Source organism: Stenotrophomonas sp. 1337, assembly GCF_031455455.1.
Taxonomy (GTDB): Bacteria; Pseudomonadota; Gammaproteobacteria; order Xanthomonadales; family Xanthomonadaceae; genus Stenotrophomonas; species Stenotrophomonas indicatrix.
The window spans coordinates 769,054-790,903 of record NZ_JAVDSR010000001.1; the positions used below are offsets into that span (position 1 = coordinate 769,054).

Genomic DNA, 21,850 nt, shown 5'->3' on the forward strand with positions numbered 1-21,850 from the left:
GACTGCAAATGATACCGCAGGCCGGGGTGAACCGGCGCAGAAGCCGGTCCCGCCCCGACACGCCCCTACCCGCCCAAGGCCTGGCGCAGCAACGGCAGCTGGCGCCGGCTGCAGGGCACCTTGACCCCATCGGCCATGTGCAGCAAGGCCTCACCCCCATCCAGCGGCTCGATCGAGCGCAGCTGGTCACGGTTGACCAGCCAGCTGCGGTGGCTGCGCAGGAACAGGACCGGGTCCAGCCGCGCCTCCAGCACCGCCATGGTGATCCGCAGCGGGTAGTCATGCCCGCGCACCCGCAGGTTCACATAGTTGCCGGCGGCCTGGGCGTACTCGACGTCGGCCGTGGCCACGAGGAACTCCTTGCCCAGCTTGCGCACAAGGAAATGGTCGGGGCGATCGACCGGTTCGACCGGCGGGCCCTCATCGGGGGCGGCAAGCAGGGTCGCTTCACCCTGGCGGCGGCGGCCGAACCAGGCCAGGGCATGGACTGCCGAGACCAGCAGCGCATAGGTCTGGATGTCCTTGAAGAACTCGTAGAACCATTGCGCCGGCCAGTCCCCAAAGGTGTAGTGGCTGCCAAGCACGGCGTGGGCGGCCTTGCGCAGCAGGACCATCGCACTCACATGCAGCAGCCACCATGCAACCGCGCCCAGCAGATACGGCGCCAAGCGCTGTTGCCAGGTATCGGTGTGCAGCGGCCAGCGCGAAGCGGCGCGGATCAGCACCGCCAGCAGCAGCAGCGACACCAGCGCACTGCTGAACTCGTCAATCGTGGCCGCCATCCATTGGGAGGGCAGCCCATCGCGCGCCGCCATCATGGCCTTGGCCAGCACATTGGCCGCCGCCGTCCCCAGGAACAGTACGACCCAGAACACGGCTGCCTGCCGCCCTTGCCTGCCGTTGCCCATCGATTCGCCACGCACGTCCGGGTCCTGCTGGTTGTACTCATCCATCACTGGATTATCGCCAACCACAGCCCCGCTGACGTACGCCATTCGTCCCCCCGCCCCGCCACTGGGCCCTGCCGGGCATCCAACCGCCCCTTGCTGCTGGCGACAGCCCACAAGGACTTCCACTCTGCGAGGACGCCAACACGGATACCGCCATGACCCGCCGCCACGACCTCGACACCCTGCGTATCGGTGCTTTCGGGCTGTTGATCCTCTACCACGTGGCCATGGCCTACGTGGCCGGATGGGACTTCCACCTCAAGAGCGTCCACACCGCGGAGTGGCTGCAATGGCCGATGATCGCGCTGAATCGTTGGCGCATGCCGCTGCTGTTTGCCATCTCCGGCATTGCACTGGGCCTGTGCCTGCCCGCGCAGGGCCGTTGGCGGTTCGCGTTGCGGCGCGGCGGGCGGCTGTTGTTGCCGCTGTTGTTCGGCATCGTCGCGGTCGTTTCGCTGCAGGCCTACTGTGAAGCGGTGGACAAGGGCGACGTCACGCCAGGGCTCGGCGCATTCCTGTGGCGCTACTGGCAGTTCCGGCCGTGGCCGGGAGCCAGCTTCACCGGTGCCGCCTATGGCTTCACCTGGAACCACCTGTGGTACCTGGCCTATCTGATCCCTTACACGCTGCTGGCGATCGTGTTGGCCAGCGTAGTGCGGCCGCAGCGCCACCGCCTGCCGGGCCTGCCTGCGGGCGACCGCTGGGTGGCCACGCTGGGCCTGCTGCTGCCGGTGCTGTGGCTGGCGTGGGCGCTGCTGGTGATCCTGCCCGCCCACCCGCCAACCCATGCGCTGGTCGATGACCTGTACGTCCACGCCGAATCGCTGCCCCTGTTCCTCGGCGGCTTCCTCGCCGCGCGCTGGCAGCGCGGCTGGGATCTGCTGGTGCGCGGCCGGCGGTTGACCCTGGCGCTGGCCGTTGTCGGGCTGACTGTCGAACTGGGCATCCGCGCGTTGGGGCGGATGCCCGACCTCGGCGATCTGCCGCAGTGGGTGCTGGCGCTGCCGTGGGCGCAGACCGAGCGCGTTGGCCGAGCGCTGTACACCTGGTGTTCCCTGCTGGCCCTCTTCGGATGGGCGCAGGTCCTGCTGGCGCGGCCATGGCGTGGCCTGGGCTACTGCCGCGAGGCGGTGTTCAGCTGGTACATCCTGCACCAGACCGTGCTGATCATGCTGTTGTACTGGTTGCGTCCCCTGCAGCTGGGCGCATGGCTCGAGCCGGCGCTGGTGATTGTCGGCACCGTCGCCGGCTGCCTGCTGATCCATGAACTGCTGGTACGCCGTGTGCGCTGGCTGCGGCCGCTGTTCGGGTTGCGTGCCGCACCGCTATCGTCGCCTGCAGTGCGCGTCGTGCCGGCACAATAAGGCCTGCGCCCCGTGGAACCGAGCGTACGCTCGGCTCCACAAGGCGAGGGCTGCGACAGCCACGCATGGCGTGGCTCTACTTCACCTCGAACTCGCCGACCAGCACCGTCTCGGCACGATCCTTCAGCCGCATCGTGATCATCTGGTCCTTCTGCTTCGGCGTGCCCCAATGGGTAGTCAGGCGCAGCATCAGCGTCGTCGCACCGGTCACCAGCTGCTGGCGGCTGCCGAAGTAGTTCGCCTCCACCTTGTACTTGCCCGGCTTGGCGTTGCGCAGCGAGAACTGTTCCGGACCATAGCCACCGGTGAAGTCCTGCGACATCTGCCCACCCTGGTAGGTCAGGCGGTTGCCGTAGTACGCACGCTCGCCGTTCGGGTCGGTGACCCACAGGTCCATGTCGCTGTTGTCGGCATCCCAGGCCAGCACCACGCGCAGGTCCAGCGGCATCGCCTGCAGCAGGCGCGGGTCGATGCCGGTGGTATCCAGGCGCGGCTTGCTGCCGGCCACCAGGTTGGTCAGTTCATCCAGGGCGATCAGCGCGATGCCGTCGAAACGACCATCCCACGGCCGCACGACCACCTGGTACAGCGGCGCCAGCGCCTGCTGCGGCTTGCCCGCTGCGGCCAGCGCCAGGCCCAGATCACGGAAGCTCTGCGGTTCCTCCTGCCCCATCGCCAGCACCTGCTCGAACACCGGCACCGCCAGTGCGGGTGCATCGGCCTGCAGCAGGCGATAGCCGAGAACGCGCAGCAGATGGCGGTTGTCCAGCTCCATCTCGGCCAGGTTGGACAGCACGCGCAGGGCAAGATCGCGCTGCCCCTGTTCGATCAACAGGTCGGCCACGTCGAGGAAGAACGCACTGCTGTTGGCGTTCGCAGCGCGCTCGGCCAGATAGCGGTCGTACAGCTGCGACGACGGCCCCTGGCGCAGGCGGCGGGCGACCGGCGAATCCGATTGCCAGGCAGCCAACCGGATTCCCAGCTGGCCGTCATTGGCGGCGGCCGGTGCATTGGACGCCGTGGGTTCGATGGCAACGGCATCCATCGCGGCCTCCAGGCCGGCAGGTGCCTGCCGCGGCGGCGATCGACGGGCGCGCGCGCTGCTGGACTCCGCCCGCTGCTCGGCGGCAACGGCCATCGGCGCTGGCGCGGGAGGAGGCGCGGCGAGCATCGCCACCGGGGCAGCCGCATACGCATCCTGACCGACCACTTCCAGCGCCTTCGCCTGCACGCGCATGCCCTTCGGCCAACGGCGGCTCCACCATTGCTGGCGCTGCTGCCACTGCGTCACCACCTTGTCCAGGCGCTGACGGTCGGCGGCATCGCGATCTGCAACCTGGCGTGCGAAGCGCTGGTCGTACTGGGCGCGCAAGGCACCTGCGGGGCGGATCGCGTAGCGCAGGTAGTCGTCCAGCGTTTCCAGCACGATCAGTGAAGTGTCCGGGCCCACCAGGCTGAACTGCTGCGACAGGCGCTGCATCGCCTCGCGATTGCCGCGCCGATCGGTCGACAACTGCTGCAGGCGTGCCTGTGCCCACAGGCCGGCCAGCAGATCGCCATCGGCGCTGGTGGAGCTCTCCGGCAGTGCCTGCCATTGCCCACCGGCAATGCGCACCCGCATCGGCACACCTTCGGCCGCCAAACGCGCATGCAACCACAGCCAGCCCTGGGCCTGGCTGCGGCGGTCGACCACCACGTCCTGCACGCCACGGCCGGCATCGATCTGGACATCCAGCGGCATCGACAGCAGCTCCCGTGCAGCGGCATCGATATCGCTGCCGAGCGCCACGAAACTGCCAGCATGCGCCTCGCTCCAACCGCGCAGGCGGGTGGCATCGGTGCGTGCGCCGGCACTGCTGACCGCAAACAGGCGCTGATCGGCGGCCAACGCCGGCAGTGCTTCCGGCCCATAGGTCAGCAGGCCGTCGCTGACCATCAGGTACTCCTTCACCGAGGGCTGCGGCTGCCACTGCGCCAATGCACTGGCGCCATCCGGCTGCACCGCCATCAATGCGCGCCGCAGTTCACTCCAGTCACCGCTGCGTATACGGAAATGACGCACGGGCTCGGCGCGATCACGCAGCACGGTCAGCGCGACGTTGCCCTCGCCCATCGCAGCAAAGTAGCGATCCAGCAGCGCGAACTCGCGGGTGCGGTCGCGCTGGCCTGCGGAACCCGAACCGTCCCAAAGCAGGCCCACCTCCGATGGCACACGGCGGGGCGCGATCGACGTCGGCACCGGCAGCTGCGCCAGCAGGTAGTGACCGTCCTGCCAGCGGGCAACCTGCACCTGTGCCTTGCGCTCGGCCGGCAGCGTCCATTGCAGCTGGGCCGGCAACTGCGCGCCACGTCCTTGCCAGTGCAGGCGGCCATCGGCGATGCGGAACGGCGCGCTTCCTGCCTCAGCCTCCTTCGGTGCCCGCACGTCCAGTTCGACGGCTGCGGCGCCGGCGACGAACTGCAGCGGCAGTGTCCAACGCCAGCCCTGCCCGGCATATGCCAGCGGCTCGCGTACGACCAACTGCACGCGGCGGCTGCCGCCGGCCGGCAGCGGATACACGCGCAGCCGGAACTGGTTGCCGGCGGTCTGCTCCAGCAGGCCCGGGTCGACGCCACGACGGGCGATCTCCTCGAACACTTGACGACCGCGGTCCTTGGGCACCGGTACTGCCTCGCGCAACTCGCCGTTGATGTCCAGGGCGAACCCGGTGATCTGCTGGCCCTCGGCCAGCGGGAACTGCAGCTCGCCTTCCAGCACGCGCTGGTTGGGGTTATGGAACTCCAGGGTGATACGGGTCTGGGCGATACCGGCCTGGACCTCGCCTTCGATGCGGGCATGTCGCAGCTGCACGGGCTGTTCGGCGGCGGGCGCGATCAGCAGCGGTGTGGACGTCATCGGCGGTGCCGGACGCCGCGACGCCTGGGGCAGTGCCGGCCAGCTTGCCAGGGCCAACAGCAGTACGGTGCAGCAACGGGCGAAGACCATGACAGGACTCCAGTGGGATCGTGACTGCTTGAACGCACCAACCGGGAGGACGGGGTTAACGTGATTCGATGCTGGTTCTTCGCTGCCCCTGGGCGCACCATGTGCGACTTCCCGATCCCGTGCAAGGATGCCCATGCGTTCTCCCCTGCTTCCCACCCTGCTGGCCCTGTGCTGGCCGTTGGCCGCCGGCGCCGTCGATGCGCCTGCAGGCCTCTATTTCCAGCATCACGACTGGGTCGTGGCCTGCGACAACACGCGCACGTGCCGCGCGGCCGGCTACGCCAGTGGCGATGACAGCACCCTGAGCGTGCTGCTGACCCGGGCGGGCGGCCCCAATCAGGCCATCAGCGGTCGGATGTCGTTGCAGCCGATCGATGACCAGCCGCAGCCCAAGGGCGCGCTGCACCTGCGCATCCAGCAGCGTGACCTCGGTGTGCTGGCGCCGGCCACGGAGCCGGGTGTCCATGTGCTCAGCGCGGCACAGACCAGCGCAGTGCTGTCCGCGCTGGTGCGCGATGGTGGCATCGCGGTTGTCGATGCCGCCGGCCACACGTGGCCGCTGTCGGACAAGGGCGCAGCGGCTGTGCTGTTGAAGACCGACGAGTTCCAGGGCCGCGTGGGCACGCCGGGCGCGGTGATGCGCAAGGGGGCCGCTGCCGAAAGCAGCGTGCCTGCCGCCGTTGCCAAACCCGTGGTGCGCAAGGCACCGACGCTGTCGACGCCACCGGACGACCCGGCGTTTTCCAAGCTGGCCGCCTCGCCGGCGCTGCGTGCGGCGCTGCGCGCCACTCTGGAAGAACCCAGCTGCGAAGGCCTGCTCGACACCGACCCGGATCTTCCGATCAGCAATTCACCACTGCAGATCCAGCGCCTGGACACCAAGCATCTGCTGGTCAACGTCCCCTGCTGGCGCGCGGCCTACAACACCGGTGATGGTTACTGGGTCATCGGTGAGAAAGCGCCCTACCAGCCGCAATGGGTGACCAGCGACGCGATCGACTACGGCGACGGACAGATCGTCGCCTCGCACAAGGGCCGCGGTCTGGCCGACTGCGTGTCGGATGAAACGTGGACGTGGGATGGCACCCGCTTCGTCGCGACCTCGGCGATCAGTGGCGGCCTGTGCCGCGGCGTTCCCGGGGGTACCTGGGAACTGCCGACGCGGGTGACCGACGTACGCTGACCCTTCCGAAGCGATAGCGCCGGGCCATGCCCGGCATGGACTACGCCGGCAGGCAGTGCTCGACGATCAGCTGGATGGCGGCGCCGCCACGATAGTCATCGCAGGCGAGCCGGTAGGCGAGATGCACGTGGCGACCGGGCGCATTGCCGTGCCAGCCGCCGAAATGGATCGCGTTGATCGTGCCGGGTACGCCGGGCAGGCGCAGTTCCAGCTTCAGATGACGCTCCTTCAGCACGCGCCAGTTGGCCACTTCGAAGTGGCCATCGAACAGCGGCTCGGGAAAGCCCTGCCCCCATGGACCCGCCAAACGCAGCGCATCGGCATGGCGATGATCGAGTTCGTCCGCGGCCAGTTCGCCGTCGCTGAGCACCTGCTGCTGCAGTGCAGCCGGGTCGAGCATTTCCAGCACGGTGGCGACGAACGCGGCTTCGAAGGCAGCCAGATGATCCAGACGCATGCTCAACCCGGCGGCCATCGCGTGACCGCCGAAGCGCTCGATCAAGCCGGGATGGCGCGCATCGACCAGCGCCAGCGCATCACGGATATGCAGGCCGGCGATCGAACGCGCCGAGCCGCGCAGGGTGTCGGCGCCCGGCTCGGCCGGCGCGAACGCGATCACCGGCCGATGCAGGCGATCCTTCATCTTTGAAGCAACCAGTCCAACCACGCCGGGGTGCCAATCAGCATCGAACAGGCAGGCCGCCACCGGGCGCTGCCCTGCGGTATCGAGCACCACCCGCGACAGCGCGTGTTCGGCGTCATCGGTCATCGACTGCTGGACCGCACGCCGCTCGGCGTTGATCTGTTCCAGCGTCTGCGCGATGTCGCGGGCTTGCCGCGGATCTTCGGTGAGCAGCAGGGCGATACCCAATGCCATGTCTTCCAACCGACCGGCCGCGTTCAAGCGCGGGCCAAGCCCGAAGCCGATGTCGGTGGCGGTCAAGCGTGCAGCATCGCGGCCGCTGGCCTCGATCAATGCCTTCAGGCCGACGCAGCCCTGGCCATTGCGCAGCCTGCGCAATCCTGCGCTGACCAGGGCGCGATTGTTGGCATCGAGCACCACCAGGTCGGCCACTGTGCCCACCGCCACAAGATCCAGCAGCGTGGTCAGGTCCGGCCCTTTGCCATCGGCAAATACCCCCGCTTCGCGCATCTGCCGGCGCAGCGCCATCAGTACGTAGAAGATCACGCCGACACCGGCCAGCGCCTTGCTGGGGAAGGCGTCGCCGTCGAGGTTGGGGTCGACGATGACATCGGCCGGTGGCAGCAGTGGACCGGGCAGATGGTGATCGGTCACCAGCACCTGCCAGCCACGCGCCTTGGCCGCGGTCACGCCGGCATGGCAGGCAATGCCGTGGTCGACGGTGACCAGCAGATCCGGCTGCAGCGCAGCCAGCTCGTCCACCAGTGACGGCGACAGACCATAGCCGTGCACCATGCGGTTGGGCACTGCGTGGAAGACGTGCTGCGCGCCGAGCATGCGCAGCCCACGCACACCGACCGCGCAGGCGGTGGCGCCGTCGCAGTCGAAATCACCGACTACCAGGATGCGCTTGTCGGCGGCGATGGCTTGCACCAGCAGGTCCACTGCTGCGTCGATGCCGGTCAGCAGTTCCGGCGCATGCAGGTTGCCGAGCTTGGGCAGGGCCAGCTCCGGCGTGTGCGCACCACGTGCGGCATACAGGCGGGCCAGCAGGGGCAGCGTGCCCTCCGGCCAGCTACCGGGCGCGACTGCATCGCGACGGCGGATCATCGGCGTATCGGAAGACGGCAGCGCAGCATCGGCGGCAAGGGACATCGGCATCGCCGGGTTGCGGAAGACCCGCGCATGATACCCCGCTCGGCTCGCCAGGCTCTTCCGGGCTTGGCGCAAGCGTGGCGATCGCCCATGCTTGTTCGCTTCTGAAACGGAATTCGCCATGTACCGCCTGCTGTCCGTACTGCTTGCCAGCCTCCTGCTGCCACTTGCTTCCCAGGCCGCAAACACGCCGCCAACCCTCGGTATCGAGTTCGTACACCACGACTGGTTCCTGGCCTGCGACAACACCGGCACCTGCCGTGCAGCCGGCTACAGCCCTGAAAAGGCGGACAGCCTGCTGGGCCTGATGCTGGAACGTGCCGGCGGCCCCGGCACGGCGGTGAAGGCGCGGCTGCGGGTCGGCGAGGATGGCGAAAGTGCAGTGCCTGAAGGTTCAATGCGCCTGCACGTGAACGGCCGTGATCTGGGCCCAGTGCAGGACACCGGGGCCGACGAGGCAGTGATGCTGCGGCCGGCGCAGGTAGAAGGCCTGCTGGCCGCCCTGCCCGGCCAGGCCCGTATCGAGGTGATCGACAGCAGGGGCACGCGCTGGCCGATTTCCGATCGTGGTGCCGCCGCGGTGCTGCTGAAAATGGACGAGGTCCAAGGGCGCGTGGGCACGCCCGGTGCGCTGGTACGCCGCGGCACGCGTGCCGAAGCGAGCGTGCCCGCCGCAGTGGCCAAGCCGGTGATCGTGCGCGGTGTGCTGGCGGCCGGCCGCCCCGGCGATAGCGAGCTGGGCAGCAGCGAAGCGCTGCGCGACGCGCTGATTGCCACGCTCGGCGACAACGACGACTGTCCGCGCCTGATCGAGTACAAGGGAACACCGGAAATGGTGATCGAGCGGTTGGACGACCACCATGTGCTGGTGCAGGCGTTGTGCCAGATAGGCGCGTACAACTACAGCAATGGCTTCTGGATCGCGCGCGATCAGCCGCCGTTCGCACCTGAGACGGTCACGCTGGAGGCAGAGGGCTTCTCGCGCTCCGATCGCACGTTGTACGCGCGCTACAAGGGCCGCGGCATCGGCGACTGCGTTTCCGGCTGGGACTGGGCCTGGGATGGCCGCAGATTCCAGCCAAGCAGTGCGTTCAGTACCGGCCTGTGTCGTGGCGTGGCGGGCGGGCACTGGACGCTGCCGACGCTGGTCAGCACGGTCCGCTGACCCGGAAGCCTGGAACATGACTACGCTTCGATGTCCTCTACTGGTGCTGGCGTCACTGACGCTGGCACCTGTCAGCTTCGCCGGCACGCCCGCGCAGTTCACGTTCCTTGAACAGAACGGACACCTGGCATGCGATAACACAGGCACCTGCCGGATAGTGGCGTTCGGCCCACCGGCCGCGTTGATGCTGGGCGTGCTCATCGAGCGTGCCGCTGGACCAGACACCCCCGTGACGGCGCGATTGTCGCTGGCTGATGGCAGTGACGGCGCGCCCCGCAGCCCGCGGGTGCATCCAGAGGGCCGGCTGCGGCTGCATGTGGATGGCGCGGACCTGGGTGATATCGGCCCGGTGGATGCGCTTGAGGCCGGCCTGGCTCTGGCACCACCACATGCGCAGGCGCTGCTGGATGCACTGGTGCGCGGGCGGCCGGTCAGGATGACCGACACGGCGGGCCAGGCATGGCCATTGGCAGAGAGCGGTAATGCCGCACTGCTGCTGAAGATGGACGAGGCACAGGGCCGCTTGCACACCCCAGGGGCGTTGGTGGGCAAGGGTTTGCGGCCGGAATCGCAGGTGCCGGCCGCACGGGTGGCACCTCGCCTGGTGCCGCCACCGCTGCTGGTTGAAGCCCACGACGAGGATGCCGCGCTGGCCGAACGTGCCGATCTACTGCAAGCGCTGCTGCCGCGCGCCGAGGCCGGCGCGGGTTGCGCTGCAGCCTCTTCCCGCCACCTGCGCATCGAGCGGATCGATGCAACGCATGTGCTGGCGATGTTGAACTGCACGACCGGCCGCTACATCCGGCCAGCCGGCAGCTGGGTGATCCGCGACCGAACGCCCTTTGCGCCCGTGCCGATCACCGCATCCACGCTGTTCCCGCTCTACCCGCACGCCGTGTTCCTTGAAGAAGGCGTTGCAAGCGCTACGGACCGCTGCGGGATAGACCGGCATTGGGCCTGGGATGGAGCCCGCCTGGTGCTGGCGGCAACCTTCGTCGGCCGGCACTGCCTGGGCGTCGGTCAGCGCCACTGGCAACTGCCGACCTACGTTACGGAATTGCGCTAGGGCATCCGCCGGGCATGGCCCGGCGCTACTACCCCGTCAGGCGTCGTGAAGCTGCCGTGGCTTCTTCCAGAACTGCGCTAGGGCATCCGCCGGGCGTGGCCCGGCGCTACCACCACGTCAGGCGTCGTGAAGCTGCCGTGGCTTCTTCCAGAACTGCCAGCGCTGGCCGCGATCCAGCTGGAACTGCAGGCCGTCCTCGAAATCCAGCACCAGGCGCTGCAGCTCGCCACGCTTGAGCGCGGCCAGCAGCGGCCGGATTGCATCGTTGCCCAGCTGCTGCAGCGAGCGCAGCTGGCGCAGGTCGACCAGTGCATCGACCGACTGCTCGCCATCCACCGCGACACCTGCGGCCTGGGCCAGGCCCTGCAGCAGCGCATCGCGGCTGCGCACCTGCGCGTGCGGCGTGGCCACCGATACCGGCATCACGCCACCACCCCAGAACCACAGCGAATTGATCGGCTGCTGGCCCTGCGCGGCGCGCTGCTGGTTCCACGAGTGGGTGTGCAGCAGCACCTGCGCTTCGGTCATCAGTGCGCGCCAGCGACGGCCCGCCTCGCCCGGCGGCAGGTGCGAGAACAGGTCATCACCCAGCACCTCGTCGGGGCTGTCGAACTCCGGCAGTTCAGTACCGATGGGCAGGCGCAGGTACCAGCGTGACGGATCGGGTGCATCCAGCACGAAGCCTGCATCCGCAAACAGCGGCTGCAGCACGGGCAGCAACGCCAGCGTATCGGCCAGGCTGGGCCGCAGCGTTTCGCCGTGGCCCATCATCCGCGCGCCATGCATGTCCGGCACCATGCAGGCCGGATCGGCACGCAGCCAGCAGGCGCCGGCGGCATCACCGACGTCACGCTGGCGGGTCAATGCGGCCACCGGCCAGTGCGGCGCGGCCACCGTGAAGTGGCGCAGCAGCTGCGCGCGTTCACCGGCATCGCCCTGCGAAGTGGTGGCGCGGCCCAGGGCGCGCGCCACGTCATCCGGCAATGCAGCCACCGCAAAGCGGCTGCGCGCCGGCAACAGCAGGGTTGCCGTCGCCACGGATCAGTCCTGGTAGCTGACGCTGACGATCTCGTACTCGCGCTGGCCGGCCGGCGCATCGATCACGATAGAGTCACCTTCCAGCTTGCCGATCATCGCGCGGGCGACCGGCGAGGAAATCGCGATCAGGCCGAGTTTGATGTCCGCTTCCAGATCACCAACGATCTGGTACTTCTTCTCTTCGTCCGATTCCACGTCGGCCAGGATCACGCTGGCCCCGAACACCACCTTGGAGCCTGCATTGAGCTTGCTCACGTCGATGATCTCGGCGTGCGACAGCTCGCCTTCCAGCTGCTTGATGCGGCCTTCGATGAAGCCCTGTTCCTCGCGCGCGGCGTGGTACTCGGCGTTCTCCTTCAGGTCGCCGTGCTCGCGCGCTTCGGCGATCGCGGCAATCACCTTCGGACGCTTGACCGACTTCAGGTGATCCAGTTCGTCGCGCAGACGCTGCGCGCCCTTCATCGTGATGGGTGCTCTCATGCGTTCAACTCCTTGTGCAGTTCCTGCAGCGACCAGACCGGGCCGGTACCGCGGAATTCCAGTGAATCCACCAGCGCCTTGGCACCGGCAATGGTGGTCGAATAGGTGACACGGTGCTGCAGTGCCTCGCGACGGATCGAGAACGAGTCGTTGATCGCGGCACGGCCTTCGGTCGTGTTGACGATATAGACGATCTCGCCGTTCTTGATCGAATCGACGATGTGCGGGCGACCCTCGACCACCTTGTTGATGATCTCGCAGTCCATGCCGTGCTGCTGCAGCCACGCTGCGGTGCCACGGGTGGCAACCAGGCTGTAACCACGCGCCAGCAGGGCCTTGGCCACCGGCAGCACGCGCTTCTTGTCCGGGTCGCGCACCGACACGAACGCCTTGCCCACTGGCGGCGCCTTGATGCCACCGGCTTCCTGCGCGCGCGCGAAGGCGGCGTTGAAGCTGCGGCCCACGCCCATCACCTCACCGGTGGAGCGCATCTCCGGCCCGAGGATCGGGTCGACGCCCTGGAACTTGGCGAACGGGAAGATCGCTTCCTTCACCGAGTAGTAGTCCGGCACGATTTCCTTGGTGGCGCCCTGCTCTTCCAGGGTCTTGCCCGCCATGCAGCGCGCCGCGATCTTGGCCAGCGGCATGCCGGTGGCCTTGGACACGAACGGCACGGTGCGCGAGGCACGCGGATTCACTTCCAGCAGGAAGATGGTGTCGTTGCCTTCCTCATCGGTCTGGATCGCGAACTGGGTGTTCATCAGGCCCACCACGTTCAGGGCCTTGGCCAGCTCGACCACCTGGCGACGCAGCTCGGCCTGGGTTTCAGCCGACAGCGAGTAAGGCGGCAGCGAGCAGGAGGAATCGCCCGAGTGCACGCCAGCCTCTTCGATGTGCTCCATCACGCCACCGATCAGGACGTTGCCTTGGGCGTCGGCGATGATGTCCACGTCGCACTCGACGGCGTTGTCGAGGAAGCGATCCAGCAGCACCGGCGAATCGTTGGATACCTTCACCGCGTCACGCACGTAGCGGGCCAGATCGGATTCGCCGTAGACGATTTCCATCGCGCGGCCACCCAGCACGTAGCTCGGGCGCACCACCAGCGGGTAACCGATCTCGCGCGCCAGCAGCAGGGCTTCCTGGTCGTTGCGGGCAATGCGGTTCGGCGGCTGCTTCAGGCCCAGGTTGTCCACCAGCTGCTGGAAGCGCTCGCGGTCTTCGGCCAGGTCGATCGAGTCCGGGCTGGTGCCGATCACCGGCACGCCGTTGGCTTCCAGCGCGCGGGCCAGCTTCAGCGGGGTCTGGCCGCCGTACTGCACGATCACGCCCTTGGGCTGCTCCAGCTCGACGATTTCCAGCACGTCTTCCAGGGTCAGCGGTTCGAAGTACAGGCGGTCGGAGGTGTCGTAGTCGGTCGACACGGTTTCCGGGTTGCAGTTGACCATGATGGTTTCATAGCCGTCCTCGCGCAGCGCCAGTGCCGCGTGCACGCAGCAGTAGTCGAACTCGATGCCCTGGCCGATGCGGTTCGGGCCACCGCCGAGGATCATGATCTTGTCGCGGTTGCTCGGCGCGGCTTCACACTCGTCCTCATAGGTCGAGTACAGGTAGGCGGTGCCAGTGGAGAACTCGGCGGCACAGGAGTCCACGCGCTTGTACACCGGGCGCACCTTGTGTGCGCGACGCAGCGCACGCACGGCCGCTTCGTTGGTGCCGGTCAGCTGGGCCAGGCGGGCGTCGGAGAAGCCGGCACGCTTGAGCTTGCGCAGGCGCGCCGCATCCAGTGCGTCGATGCCATCGGCTGCGACCTGGGTCTCGGCGGCGATGATTTCTTCGATCTGGTCCAGGAACCACGGATCGATGTAGGACAGCTTGAAGATGTCCTCCACGCTCATGCCGGCGCGGAACGCGTCGGCGACGAAGAACAGGCGCTCCGGACCCGGCGCCTTCAGCTCGCGGCGCAGGGTCTGCAGATCGTCTTCACTGGTCAGGTCCAGGCCGGTCGGGTCGAAGCCGACCTTGCCGGTTTCCAGGCCACGCAGGGCCTTCTGCATCGATTCCTGGAAGGTGCGGCCCATCGCCATCACCTCGCCCACCGACTTCATCTGGGTGGTCAGGCGCGCATCGGCAGCCGGGAACTTCTCGAAAGCGAAGCGCGGAATCTTGGTGACGACGTAGTCGATGGACGGCTCGAACGAGGCCGGGGTCAGGCCGCCGGTGATCTCGTTCTTCAGTTCGTCCAGGGTGTAGCCCACGGCCAGCTTGGCCGCGACCTTGGCGATCGGGAAGCCGGTGGCCTTGGACGCCAGCGCCGAGGAACGCGACACGCGCGGGTTCATCTCGATCACCACCACGCGGCCGGTGTCCGGGTTGATGCCGAACTGCACGTTCGAACCACCGGTATCCACGCCGATCTTGCGCAGCACGGCGATGGAGGCATCACGCAGGCGCTGGTATTCCTTGTCGGTCAGGGTCTGCGCCGGGGCCACGGTGATCGAGTCACCGGTATGCACGCCCATCGGGTCCAGGTTTTCGATCGAGCAGACGATGATGCAGTTGTCCGCGGTATCGCGGACCACTTCCATCTCGAATTCCTTCCAGCCCAGCACCGACTCTTCGACCAGCACTTCGGTGGTCGGCGACAGTTCCAGGCCGCGGTTGACGATCTCGATCAGCTCTTCGCGGTTGTAGGCAATGCCGCCGCCACTGCCGCCCAGAGTGAAGCTGGGGCGGATGATGGTCGGATAGCCGACGCGGGTCTGGATCTCCAGCGCTTCGTCCAGCGTATGGGCAACGGCAGCGGTCGGGCACTCCAGGCCGATCTCGCTCATCGCCACGCGGAACAGCTCGCGGTCTTCGGCCATCATGATCGCTTCGCGCTTGGCGCCGATCAGCGCGACGTTGTACTTCTCAAGCACACCGTTGTCGGCCAGGTCCAGCGCGCAGTTCAGCGCGGTCTGGCCACCCATCGTCGGCAGCAGCGCGTCGGGCTTCTCCTTGGCGATGATCTTCTCGACGGTCTGCCAGTTGATCGGCTCGATGTAGACGGCGTCGGCCATCTCCGGGTCGGTCATGATCGTGGCCGGATTGCTGTTGACCAGCACCACGCGGTAGCCCTCATCTCGCAGGGCCTTGCAGGCCTGGGCGCCGGAGTAATCGAACTCACAGGCCTGGCCGATGACGATCGGGCCGGCACCGATGATGAGGATGGTCTTGAGGTCAGTGCGCTTGGGCATTTTCTTCTCTAAGTCAGTACAGCGTGACAAGGGGGAGTGATCGCACGCTGTCGATCAGGAAATCTCTTCGGGTTTCAGCGCAATCCCGCACTGGTCCTGCAATCCCTGGCTCAGTTTCACCGCAAATTCGTCGGGGACGCTCATTGCATCGAAACCAGCATCCAGGCGCTTGAAGGACGTACTGCCGAGAAAGGCGTCGAATCCGGCGGCGTACGCCTCGTCGTTGACGTTGACCGACGCGTCCGCTGCCGACTCCGGGAGCCCGCGGGTGAGGATCAGGTAACCCTTTCCGGACGGTGTGGCCAGGAAGCGCGACCAGTCCGCGACGACCGCGTCACCGTCCTCGCCAAGGCTGTTGATCAACGACTGGCGCGCATGAACGTAGAAGAACGACTGGATGGAGGTGCGGGCGCATTGGCGATCGCTTTCGGCCAGCGCTTTGAGCGTTGGCACCTCCTCGACCATCATCGCCGCCGACGACGCACCGACCGAGTCCTTCTTCAACGTGTGCAGCAGCGCGTCCATGTCCGCAGCGGACGCCGGCGCAGCCTGTGCCGCACCCGCGGCGCAGCACAGCGACAGCAGCAGAGCGGCGCTGCGCATCAAGCCTTCGCCTCGGCCATCAGGGTCACGAAACGATCGAACAGCGGACCGACGTCATGCGGGCCCGGCGAGGCTTCCGGGTGGCCCTGGAACGAGAACGCCGGCACATCGGTGCGGGCGATGCCCTGGTTGGTGCCGTCGAACAGCGAACGGTGGGTCACCCGCAGCGTGGCCGGCAGACTGGCTTCATCGACCGCGAAGCCGTGGTTCTGCGAGGTGATCATCACCCGGCCGCTGTCCAGGTCCTGCACCGGATGGTTCGCGCCGTGGTGGCCATGGCCCATCTTGATCGTCTTCGCGCCCGAGGCCAGGCCCAGCAGCTGATGGCCCAGGCAGATGCCGAAGGTCGGAATCTTCACGTCGATGAAGGTCTTGATCGCGGCGATCGCGTAGTCGCACGGTTCCGGGTCACCCGGGCCGTTGGACAGGAACACGCCGTCCGGCTTCAGCGCCAGCACTTCAGCGGCCGGGGTCTGCGCCGGCACCACGGTGACCTCGCAGCCGCGCTCGGCCAGCATGCGCAGGATGTTGGTCTTCACGCCGAAGTCGTACGCCACGACCTTGTACTGGGCCGGCACGCTGACGAAGGCGTTGGCGTCCAGGTCCAGCTGGCCCTCGGTCCAGACGTAGGTCTTGTCAGTACTAACGACCTTGGCCAGATCCATGCCCTTCAGACCCGGGAACTTGCGGGCCGCTTCCAGTGCCTTTTCCACGTCGATACCGTCGCCGGCCATCAGCGCGCCGTTCTGGGCGCCCTTCTCGCGCAGGATGCGGGTCAGCTTGCGGGTGTCGATGCCGGCGATGGCGACCACGCCACGCTGGATCAGCCAGTCCTGCAGCGACACCTGGCTGCGCCAGCTGCTCGGGCGGCGCGGTACGTCGCGCACGATCAGGCCGGCCGACCACACCTTGGACGCTTCATCGTCCTGGTCGGTCATGCCGGTGTTGCCAATGTGCGGATAGGTCAGCGTGACCATCTGCCGGGCGTAGGACGGGTCGGTCAACACTTCCTGGTAGCCGGTCATGGCGGTGTTGAACACCACTTCACCGACGGACAGGCCGGGCGCGCCTACGGATTCGCCCTCGAATACGGTGCCGTCTTCGAGGACGAGGATTGCGGCTTGGGTCACGGAATTCTCACTTTGGCTACCGAGGGGGTGCCGAAGTCACGCCTGCGCTTCACGGAAATCCGGTTGCAAAAAAGCGCGGACGTACGGTCTGGGACCGGTCCGGCTTTCGTGATTCGGCGAGTGCGAATTGTAGCGGTGCCGGGGCGCTCGCGCCAGCGGTTATCGCCATTCATGAACAGGCGATTGCGCATTCATTTCAATCCGGGGCCGTATGCAGGCACCCAAGGGTAGCGCCGGGCCATGCCCGGCGGATCTGCCACCGACGCCGGGCATGGCCCGGCGCTACCGTTTACAGGGGGCCGTCCAGCAGGTCACGTACCCGGTAGTTGCCAGCCGCCCGGCCCTGCAGCTGGCGAGCGGCAAACAGCGCCCCGCGGGCAAAGATGTCGCGGTTGGTGGCCCGGTGCACCAGCTCGATGCGCTCGCCCAGGCCGGTGAACTGCACCAGATGCTCGCCGACGATGTCTCCGGCGCGCAGGCTGGCGTACTGCGGCTCGGCCCCGCCCCGCTGCGCCGCGGCCCCCAGGGTCAACGCCGTGCCCGAGGGAGCGTCCTTCTTCTGCATATGGTGCGATTCGACGATGTCGCAGTTCCAGCCGGCCAGCGCCTGCGCTGCACGTTCCACCAGCTCATCGAGCACCGCCACGCCCAGGCTGAAGTTCGACGCCCACACCAGCGGGATCTTCGCCGCCGCTGCTTCCAGTGCCTGGCGCTGCACACTGGAAATACCGGTGGTGCCCGATACCAGTCCCGCACCGCGCTCCACGCACAGTGCCAGCAGCGCATCGAAGCCCTCGGGCAGGCTGAAGTCGATCGCCACATCGAACACCGGCGCCCCCGGCAACTCGCTGGCCGCGAAGAACGGCACGCCGTCGATCACCCGCTGCGCCGGCGCGCGGCCGGTCACCGCAGCGACGATCTGCAGGGAATCAGGATGTTCGGCGGCCAGCCGCAACAGGGCCTGGCCCATGCGCCCGGAGGCGCCGTGAATAAGCAATCGCAGGGGAGTCTGGTTCATGCACGCAGGCTAGCGGCAGCACGCATGGTCCGGCAAGCACTGTCGCTGCTACGCTGCGTGCCCCTTCAAGCGCTGGCCCGCACCTCATGCACCTTTGCAAACCGCCCGCGCCAAGCGCTGACGCCATCATGCCGCCTGCGCGGATGCAGGGCTGAAACGGTGCGCATTTCCGAAGTCGCCCGCCGTACCGGCGCCAGCGCCAAGGCCATCCGCCTGTACGAGGCACGCGGCCTGCTGCCGCCAGTGCCGCGCCTGAACCGCTATCGCGACTACAGCGAGCAGGACGTGGCCTGGGTGCAGCTGATCCGGCAGGCACTGGGGCTGGGCATCGGCTTGGCCGCCATCACCCGCCTGCAGCGTGGCGACGGCCAGCTGGACTGGCCAGCCGTGCTCGCCCTGCTGGAACGCCAGCGCACTGCGATTGCCGCCGAGCGCGAGCGCCTTGCCCGCGTCGAGGTCGAACTGCAGCAGGTGGGTGACGAGCTGCGGCAATGGCTGCAGCAGGGCGATGGCACCTGCGTGCTGGTTCCCGCTGGCTGCCCTGGCGGGGTTTGACTCTGCCCTTGGGGCATAGCGCAACGTCGGATGCTTTCCAGCCCCCGAGACTGCCGTGCCCCGCTCCATCCTGATCCTGCTTGGCCATCCCGACCGCGACAGCCTGTGCGGCACCCTCGCCCAGCGCTACGCGACCGCCGCCCGCAACGCCGGCCACCGCGTGCACATGATCGCCCTGGGCGACCTTCAGTTCGACCCGGTGCTGCGCCACGGTTATCGCCAGATACAGCCGTTGGAAACCGACCTGCAGGATGCAGCAGACGCGATCCAGGCCTGCGACCACCTGGTGCTGGTCTACCCGACGTGGTGGGGCGCGATGCCGGCACTGCTGAAGGGCTTCTTCGACCGCGTGCTGCTGCCGGGCTTCGCCTTCCGCTACCGGCGCGATTCGGTGTGGTGGGACCGGCTGCTGGCGGGGCGCAGCGCGCGGGTCATCACCACGCTGGATACGCCGCCCTGGTACTACCGCTGGATCTACCGCGACCCGGGCATCACCCAGATCCGCGCCACCATCCTTGAGTTCTGCGGCATCCGCCCGGTGCGGGTCAGCCGGCTGGGTCCGGTGCGCAGTAGCACGCCGCAACAGCGCGAACGCTGGTTGGCACTGGCAGCGGAGCTTGGCACGCGGGCAGGTTGACGCATCGCCGCGAACCGGTCGCCTCACCCTGCCTGCAACGTAGATCCAAGTCCTGCGTGGATGATCAATTCCGACACCGCTGGAGGACAGCGCTGGGGATGGGTAGATCCACGCCATGCGTGGATGATCAATCGGCAGTGCGGACCAAGGTCCGCACCCACCAGGGCAGCGCCCAGACGCCTCTCTAGTGCTGCTTCGGCGGCGTCGGTCCGCAGCTGTCGCAGCCGCCGCACGCACCGCCCCCGCCAGTGGCCGGCGGCGCGATCTTCCGGCCCAGCGCCTGCAGCCAGGCCGCACGGCCCGGCTTCAGCAGCGCCAGTGCCAGCGCACCGCGCAGCTTGCGCACGGTGCCGGGCGCCTGCTTCTTCAACACCACCCACGCACTGACCAGCACGGCCACCGCGATGATCAGGTACTGGACCAGCAGCCCGGCGTCCATCAGCCGCCTCCCAGCGCCACGGTCACCTGGTAGGTGATCAGCGCCGCGACATAGGCCGCAGCAAACAGGTAGAACGCCGAGAAGCCCATCGTCTTCCACGAGTTGGTCTCGCGCTTGATGGTGGCCAGCGTCGAAATGCACATCGGCGCGTAGATGAACCACACCAGCAGGGCCAGGCCGGTAGCCAGCGACCAGCCGTCGGCCACCACCGGCGACAGTGCGGAGATCGCCGCATCGTCATCGGCGGCCGACAGCGCGTACACCGTCGCCAGCGAGGACACCGCTACTTCGCGCGCAGCGAGGCCCGGAATCAGCGCGATGCAGATCTGCCAGTTGAAGCCCAGCGGCGCGAAGATCGCGGTCATCGCATGACCGATCTGGCCGGCGTAGCTGTAGTCGATGGCCGGCATCGTCGCGTCGGCGGGCGCGCCCGGGAACGACAGCAGGAACCACAGCAGGATGGTCAGCGCCAGGATGATGCCGCCGACACGCTTGAGGAAGATCATGCCGCGCTCGTACAGGCCGACGGCGAGGTCGCGCGGATGCGGAATGCGGTACGACGGCAGCTCCAGCATCAGCGGGTGCTCGCTCTTGTCGCGGCGCCACTTCTTCATCACCCACGACATCACCAGCGCGCTGAGGATGCCCGCCACGTACAGGCCGAACAGCACCAGGCCCTGCTGGTTGAAGATGCCGATCCTGCCGGCCGGTATGAACGCACCGATCAGCAGCGCATACACCGGCAGCCTTGCCGAGCAGGTCATCAGCGGCGCCACCAGGATCGTGGCCAGGCGGTCACGCGGGTCCTGGATGCTGCGGGTGGCCATGATGCCCGGCACCGCGCAGGCAAAGCTGGACAGCAGCGGGATGAACGACCGCCCCGACAGGCCGGCCGCCGCCATCATGCGGTCCAGCAGGAACGCGGCGCGTGGCAGGTAACCAGACTCTTCCAGCGCCAGGATGAAGGCGAACAGGATCAGGATCTGCGGCAGGAACACCACCACGCCGCCCAGGCCGGCGATGATGCCGTCGGTCAGCAGGCTGGTCAGCGGACCTGCTGGCAGCACGCTGGCGGCCAGCTCACCTAGCCAGGCGAAGCCGGCCTCGATGCCATCCATCAACGGCGTGGCCCAGGCGAACACCGCCTGGAAGATCAGGAACATCACCACCACCAGCGTGATCAGGCCGAACACCGGATGCAGCAGCCAGCGGTCCAGCGTGTCGTCGATCTTCGCCGTCCGTGCCGGCATCCGCACGGCTGCGGCCAGGATCGCGCGCACCTGCGCGTGGTAGTCCACACCGCTCTCAACGCCGGCCAGCGGCGCATCCAGGTGCGGCACCATCGTATCCAGGCGTTCCACCAGTGCACGCGCGCCCTGCTTGCGTACCGCCACGGTTTCCACCACCGGCACACCGATCTCGCGCTCCAGCGCGGCCACATCGATCTGGATGCCGCGGCGCTGCGCGGCGTCGACCATGTTCAGGGCGATGATCATCGGCTTGCCCAGCTCGCGCAATTCCAGGGCGAAGCGCAGGTGCAGGCGCAGGTTGGTTGCGTCGATCACGCACAGAAGGACGTCCGGCGCGGCCTCGCCCGGGTAGAACCCTCGGCACAGGTCGCGGGTGATCGCCTCGTCCAGGCTGGCCGGCTGCAGGCTGTAGGCGCCCGGCAGGTCGAGCACGGCGAACTCGCGGCCGGACGGCGCACGCAGGCGGCCTTCCTTGCGCTCAACGGTGACGCCGGTGTAATTGGCGACCTTCTGCCGGCTGCCGGTCAGCTGGTTGAACAGCGCGGTCTTGCCGCTGTTGGGGTTGCCGACCAGCGCGATGCGCAGCGGGGCGGCGGTTGCGGTGGCGCTCATGCACGTCCCTCCTGGCTGGCCGGGTCGATGACCACGCGCCGGGCCTCACTGATACGCAGCGCGAAACGGGTGAACCCGACCTGCACCAGCAGCGGCTCGCCACCAACCGGGCCTCGCGCCACCAGGCGCACTTCCTCGCCCTTGACGAAGCCCAGCTCGCGCAGGCGCCGGGCGATGGCATCGTTGGCATGCAGGTCCTGCACGGAATCGACCACGGCCGAGGCGTGCAGGGGCAGTTCGGACAGCGTCATCTAGCGTGTTCTCTGCTGGATGTAAATGGTTCTCGATTCTAACATTCCCGCGTCGCGTCATGGCCCATGACCAATGGCCCGCTATG

General features: G+C 67.7%; 18 protein-coding genes. 6 read left to right on the top strand and 12 right to left on the bottom strand.

Annotation, left to right across the window (positions count from 1 at the left end):
• Positions 1-65: 65 nt before the first annotated feature.
• On the bottom strand, positions 66-908 hold the full coding sequence (locus J2X70_RS03460) for a LytTR family DNA-binding domain-containing protein (protein WP_309909065.1): 843 nt from the start codon (positions 906-908) through the stop codon (positions 66-68).
• A gap of 197 nt (positions 909-1,105) precedes the next feature.
• On the opposite strand from J2X70_RS03460, the gene J2X70_RS03465 reads away from it, so the two are divergent.
• A complete protein-coding gene (locus J2X70_RS03465) occupies positions 1,106-2,314 on the top strand; it encodes an acyltransferase family protein (RefSeq protein ID WP_309908950.1) in 1,209 nt (402 codons plus the stop codon).
• A 76-nt stretch (positions 2,315-2,390) separates the two neighbouring features.
• On the opposite strand, the gene J2X70_RS03470 is transcribed toward J2X70_RS03465, so the two are convergent.
• Positions 2,391-5,300: a VIT domain-containing protein gene (locus tag J2X70_RS03470; RefSeq protein ID WP_309908952.1), complete on the bottom strand. Its 2,910-nt coding sequence runs from the start codon at positions 5,298-5,300 to the stop codon at positions 2,391-2,393.
• A 133-nt stretch (positions 5,301-5,433) separates the two neighbouring features.
• Between J2X70_RS03470 and J2X70_RS03475 the strand changes: the two genes are divergently transcribed.
• Positions 5,434-6,483, top strand: a complete 1,050-nt coding sequence (locus tag J2X70_RS03475; RefSeq protein WP_309908954.1) for a DUF1176 domain-containing protein — start codon at positions 5,434-5,436, stop codon at positions 6,481-6,483.
• A gap of 40 nt (positions 6,484-6,523) precedes the next feature.
• On the opposite strand, the gene recJ is transcribed toward J2X70_RS03475, so the two are convergent.
• Complete coding sequence (gene recJ / locus J2X70_RS03480; protein ID WP_279207859.1) at positions 6,524-8,281, bottom strand: single-stranded-DNA-specific exonuclease RecJ; 1,758 nt, start codon at positions 8,279-8,281, stop codon at positions 6,524-6,526.
• Between the two features lie 121 nt (positions 8,282-8,402).
• Here recJ and J2X70_RS03485 point away from each other — a divergent pair, with 121 nt between their 5' ends.
• Both J2X70_RS03485 and J2X70_RS03490 read left to right on the top strand, forming a co-directional pair.
• Positions 8,403-9,446, top strand: a complete 1,044-nt coding sequence (locus tag J2X70_RS03485) for a DUF1176 domain-containing protein (protein WP_309908957.1) — start codon at positions 8,403-8,405, stop codon at positions 9,444-9,446.
• Positions 9,343-10,512, top strand: a complete 1,170-nt coding sequence (locus J2X70_RS03490) for a DUF1176 domain-containing protein (protein ID WP_309908958.1) — start codon at positions 9,343-9,345, stop codon at positions 10,510-10,512. The genes J2X70_RS03485 and J2X70_RS03490 overlap by 104 nt, the downstream gene beginning before the upstream one ends.
• A gap of 117 nt (positions 10,513-10,629) precedes the next feature.
• Here the strand turns inward: J2X70_RS03490 and J2X70_RS03495 are convergent, their stop codons facing one another.
• From J2X70_RS03495 to dapB, 6 genes are all read right to left on the bottom strand, one after another.
• Positions 10,630-11,550 (bottom strand): phosphoglycerate mutase, encoded by a 921-nt coding sequence (locus tag J2X70_RS03495; RefSeq protein ID WP_025874723.1) that lies wholly within the window; start codon positions 11,548-11,550, stop codon positions 10,630-10,632.
• A gap of 3 nt (positions 11,551-11,553) precedes the next feature.
• Positions 11,554-12,018, bottom strand: a complete 465-nt coding sequence (gene greA / locus J2X70_RS03500; protein WP_025874725.1) for a transcription elongation factor GreA — start codon at positions 12,016-12,018, stop codon at positions 11,554-11,556.
• A gap of 8 nt (positions 12,019-12,026) precedes the next feature.
• Positions 12,027-15,269: a carbamoyl-phosphate synthase large subunit gene (gene carB / locus J2X70_RS03505; protein WP_309908960.1), complete on the bottom strand. Its 3,243-nt coding sequence runs from the start codon at positions 15,267-15,269 to the stop codon at positions 12,027-12,029.
• Between the two features lie 54 nt (positions 15,270-15,323).
• Positions 15,324-15,872, bottom strand: a complete 549-nt coding sequence (locus J2X70_RS03510; RefSeq protein ID WP_309908962.1) for a hypothetical protein — start codon at positions 15,870-15,872, stop codon at positions 15,324-15,326.
• Positions 15,872-17,002, bottom strand: coding sequence for a glutamine-hydrolyzing carbamoyl-phosphate synthase small subunit (gene carA, locus J2X70_RS03515; RefSeq protein ID WP_080148846.1), 1,131 nt, complete (start codon positions 17,000-17,002; stop codon positions 15,872-15,874). Before carA ends, J2X70_RS03510 begins: the two co-directional genes overlap by 1 nt.
• Positions 17,003-17,291: 289 nt before the next feature.
• Positions 17,292-18,020 carry a 4-hydroxy-tetrahydrodipicolinate reductase gene (gene dapB / locus J2X70_RS03520; RefSeq protein ID WP_080148847.1) on the bottom strand — a complete coding sequence of 243 codons (729 nt, stop codon included), beginning with the start codon at positions 18,018-18,020 and terminating at the stop codon, positions 17,292-17,294.
• Between the two features lie 159 nt (positions 18,021-18,179).
• Here dapB and J2X70_RS03525 point away from each other — a divergent pair, with 159 nt between their 5' ends.
• Both J2X70_RS03525 and J2X70_RS03530 read left to right on the top strand, forming a co-directional pair.
• Positions 18,180-18,575 (top strand): MerR family transcriptional regulator, encoded by a 396-nt coding sequence (locus J2X70_RS03525; protein ID WP_059064101.1) that lies wholly within the window; start codon positions 18,180-18,182, stop codon positions 18,573-18,575.
• 55 nt (positions 18,576-18,630) lie between these two features.
• The gene (locus J2X70_RS03530) at positions 18,631-19,212 is read left to right on the top strand and encodes an NAD(P)H-dependent oxidoreductase (RefSeq protein WP_059064100.1); all 582 of its coding nucleotides are present in this window, start codon (positions 18,631-18,633) and stop codon (positions 19,210-19,212) included.
• A gap of 184 nt (positions 19,213-19,396) precedes the next feature.
• Here J2X70_RS03530 and J2X70_RS03535 read toward each other — a convergent pair whose 3' ends face one another.
• From J2X70_RS03535 to J2X70_RS03545, 3 genes are read right to left on the bottom strand one after another with little or no spacing between them, the layout of a single operon-like run.
• A complete protein-coding gene (locus J2X70_RS03535; RefSeq protein ID WP_025874739.1) occupies positions 19,397-19,651 on the bottom strand; it encodes a DUF6587 family protein in 255 nt (84 codons plus the stop codon).
• A complete protein-coding gene (gene feoB, locus J2X70_RS03540) occupies positions 19,651-21,513 on the bottom strand; it encodes a ferrous iron transport protein B (RefSeq protein WP_032975492.1) in 1,863 nt (620 codons plus the stop codon). Before feoB ends, J2X70_RS03535 begins: the two co-directional genes overlap by 1 nt.
• The gene (locus J2X70_RS03545) at positions 21,510-21,764 is read right to left on the bottom strand and encodes a FeoA family protein (protein ID WP_025874743.1); all 255 of its coding nucleotides are present in this window, start codon (positions 21,762-21,764) and stop codon (positions 21,510-21,512) included. The genes feoB and J2X70_RS03545 overlap by 4 nt, the downstream gene beginning before the upstream one ends.
• Between the last annotated feature and the right edge of the window lie 86 nt (positions 21,765-21,850).

What these genes read in the sequence shown, in the direction of transcription:
- feoB (WP_032975492.1), bottom strand. Translation starts at nt 21,513, where the DNA reads ATGAGCGCCACCGCAACCGCCGCCCCGCTGCGCATCGCGCTGGTCGGC.
- J2X70_RS03545 (WP_025874743.1), bottom strand. Translation starts at nt 21,764, where the DNA reads ATGACGCTGTCCGAACTGCCCCTGCACGCCTCGGCCGTGGTCGATTCC.
- carB (WP_309908960.1), bottom strand. Translation starts at nt 15,269, where the DNA reads ATGCCCAAGCGCACTGACCTCAAGACCATCCTCATCATCGGTGCCGGC.
- recJ (WP_279207859.1), bottom strand. Translation starts at nt 8,281, where the DNA reads ATGTCCCTTGCCGCCGATGCTGCGCTGCCGTCTTCCGATACGCCGATG.
- J2X70_RS03470 (WP_309908952.1), bottom strand. Translation starts at nt 5,300, where the DNA reads ATGGTCTTCGCCCGTTGCTGCACCGTACTGCTGTTGGCCCTGGCAAGC.
- J2X70_RS03535 (WP_025874739.1), bottom strand. Translation starts at nt 19,651, where the DNA reads ATGGACGCCGGGCTGCTGGTCCAGTACCTGATCATCGCGGTGGCCGTG.
- J2X70_RS03475 (WP_309908954.1), top strand. Translation starts at nt 5,434, where the DNA reads ATGCGTTCTCCCCTGCTTCCCACCCTGCTGGCCCTGTGCTGGCCGTTG.
- J2X70_RS03510 (WP_309908962.1), bottom strand. Translation starts at nt 15,872, where the DNA reads ATGCGCAGCGCCGCTCTGCTGCTGTCGCTGTGCTGCGCCGCGGGTGCG.
- J2X70_RS03460 (WP_309909065.1), bottom strand. Translation starts at nt 908, where the DNA reads ATGGGCAACGGCAGGCAAGGGCGGCAGGCAGCCGTGTTCTGGGTCGTA.
- J2X70_RS03465 (WP_309908950.1), top strand. Translation starts at nt 1,106, where the DNA reads ATGACCCGCCGCCACGACCTCGACACCCTGCGTATCGGTGCTTTCGGG.
- J2X70_RS03490 (WP_309908958.1), top strand. Translation starts at nt 9,343, where the DNA reads ATGGCCGCAGATTCCAGCCAAGCAGTGCGTTCAGTACCGGCCTGTGTC.
- J2X70_RS03485 (WP_309908957.1), top strand. Translation starts at nt 8,403, where the DNA reads ATGTACCGCCTGCTGTCCGTACTGCTTGCCAGCCTCCTGCTGCCACTT.
- dapB (WP_080148847.1), bottom strand. Translation starts at nt 18,020, where the DNA reads ATGAACCAGACTCCCCTGCGATTGCTTATTCACGGCGCCTCCGGGCGC.